The following is a 2,178-nucleotide window of genomic DNA, read 5'->3' as shown; positions in this document are numbered from 1 at the left end:
ATAGATTTAAAAACTTCACTCATACTTAACTGCAATATACGAATCATGACTTGCAGCTTCTAAGTTAAACGACCACCGTGTGGAGGCTTCTACTTGCTCGAATTCATCTTTTGTAAAATCAAATTTGAAGCCGATGACGAAGTATTCTTTATTGCCGCTACAAAACATATACGCGCAGTAATGAACGAGCTACAAAAACTTGAGCGTTCGTACAAAAAAATTATGATAGCTGGTGGCGGTAACATTGGGGCAGGCCTTGCCCGCTCACTTGAAAAAAACCACACCGTTAAACTAATTGAACGCAGTAAAGAACGTGCTGAGCAACTCTCAGAAATGCTCGATAACACGGTCGTTTTTTGTGGTGACGCATCTGATCAAGAACTGCTCTCAGAAGAGCATATTGAACAAGTAGATGTGTTTATTGCCGTAACCAACGACGATGAAGCAAACATTATGTCAGCCATGCTTGCAAAACGTATGGGCGCACAGAAAACCATGGTGCTTATCCAGCGTGGTGCTTACGTTGATTTGGTACAAGGCGGCGAAATAGACATTGCCATATCGCCACAACAAGCAACAATATCAGCGTTATTAACGCACGTACGCCGTGGTGATATTGTTAATGTGTATTCACTGCGTAAAGGTGCGGCAGAAGCCATAGAAGCGGTTGCTCATGGTGATGAAAGCACATCTAAAGTTGTTGGTCGCGCGATTGCCGACATAAAACTTCCAGCGGGTACAACTATTGGCGCAATAGTACGTAATGACGATGTACTGATAGCTCACGATGATACAATTATTATGTCGGGCGATCATGTCATTATGTTTTTAATCGACAAAAAACATATTACCGTTGTAGAAAAACTATTCCAAGTAAGTGCTATATTCCTTTAACTAGTTACGCTAATTAGTTAATTTAAAATACAAAAAAGCCGCTGACTAAGGCGGCTTTAGTGGAGTATCTTCGAATATTGATTACTGTACCTTTGAAAACTCTTCTTTAGAGATTTCACCATTTCCATCAGTATCTAAATCATCAAAAATCTTCACAAGTTGAGGGTTAACCTTCGCTTCTTCCATTGAAATCGCACCGTCGCCATCTGCATCAAAAGAGGCAAAATCTACTGCAGCATATGCTGCTGATGAAGATGCTAAAACGATAACTGCAAGTGTTGTATTGAATGTTTTCATAATAATATTCCTAGTAATATGGGAAGTCCTTTTCAAAGATCCCTGACTGTGAAAAATGTTTAATTAGTAATTAGCGAACTCTTCTTTAGAAAGCTCGCCGCTACCATCTGTGTCTAGCTCAATAAATTCAGCCATTAAATCGGTATCGACTGCCGCTTCGCTTGGGCTAATTGTGCCGCTACCATCGATATCAAGGCTGTCAAAATCTGATGCTGCAAATGCAGCTGAAGAAGATGCTAGTACTATAAGTGCTAATGCTTTATTTAAATGTTTCATAACTTAATCCTTCAATGTTCTATCAAAAAAATTGCTTCGTTTAACTTAAAACGTAATTTTTCACTTCCTTGTTATCCTCTTTCGTAAGCTCCCTTGCCTACTTAGGTTGTCTTTGGCAACTCAGGATAAATACTTTTTAATTAAGCTTCTGAAAATTCTTCTTTTGATAACTCACCATTTTGGTCAGTATCAAGCTCAGAAAACATGCTCATTAATTTTGCGTCTACTGATGCTTCTGCTTGGCTAATTGTGCCACTGCCGTCTACATCAAGTGTGTCAAAATCTGTTGCTGCAAAAGCGGCTGAAGAAGATGCAATAGCGATAAGTGCTAAAGTTTTATTAATGCTTTTCATAATATGTATCCTTCAAATTTATGTGTGTGCGATTAAGTGTTTCACTTTGAATCACGATTTCGTTCAGTACACCCTGACTATTACAACTTAAATGCCAACATTGAAAAGCCATTAAATTTCAAGAAGTTAAAAAGAATACGTACAATAAGTAGGAATTTTCAGAGTCATTACTGTTGCCTTTTCGCAACACGCTTTAGAGGTGAAAAACTAAAGTCATTAAAAACAACTAGTTATGTTTATATAAAAAGATACATTTTAAAATGTAGAGCTATAAAAGGAGGGATTTTAAAAAATAATTAAGGTTAATTTTAACGAAGTAGCTATAACAACAAAAAACAAGCCATAACAAAAAATACGT

3 protein-coding genes and 1 pseudogene are annotated in these 2,178 nt (G+C 37.3%); 1 reads left to right on the top strand and 3 read right to left on the bottom strand.

The window, feature by feature from the left end:
* Window positions 1-126: 126 nt before the first annotated feature.
* A pseudogene (gene trkA / locus H5072_RS17525) lies at window positions 127-894 on the top strand (Trk system potassium transporter TrkA); the annotation flags it as partial.
* A gap of 81 nt (window positions 895-975) precedes the next feature.
* On the opposite strand, the gene H5072_RS17520 reads toward trkA, so the two are convergent.
* From H5072_RS17520 to H5072_RS17510, 3 genes are all read right to left on the bottom strand, one after another.
* Window positions 976-1,191 (bottom strand): EF-hand domain-containing protein, encoded by a 216-nt coding sequence (locus H5072_RS17520; RefSeq protein WP_182694279.1) that lies wholly within the window; start codon window positions 1,189-1,191, stop codon window positions 976-978.
* Window positions 1,192-1,254: 63 nt separating this feature from the next.
* Window positions 1,255-1,467, bottom strand: coding sequence for a calmodulin (locus tag H5072_RS17515; RefSeq protein ID WP_004335174.1), 213 nt, complete (start codon window positions 1,465-1,467; stop codon window positions 1,255-1,257).
* A 140-nt stretch (window positions 1,468-1,607) separates the two neighbouring features.
* Complete coding sequence (locus tag H5072_RS17510; RefSeq protein ID WP_004335175.1) at window positions 1,608-1,820, bottom strand: EF-hand domain-containing protein; 213 nt, start codon at window positions 1,818-1,820, stop codon at window positions 1,608-1,610.
* Window positions 1,821-2,178 lie beyond the last annotated feature (358 nt).

The organism is Pseudoalteromonas sp. SR45-5, assembly GCF_014163565.1.
Classification (GTDB): Bacteria; Pseudomonadota; Gammaproteobacteria; order Enterobacterales; family Alteromonadaceae; genus Pseudoalteromonas; species Pseudoalteromonas distincta.
The sequence above is the reverse complement of the archived record's forward strand: the minus strand, read 5'-3'. Positions and strand labels throughout refer to the sequence as shown.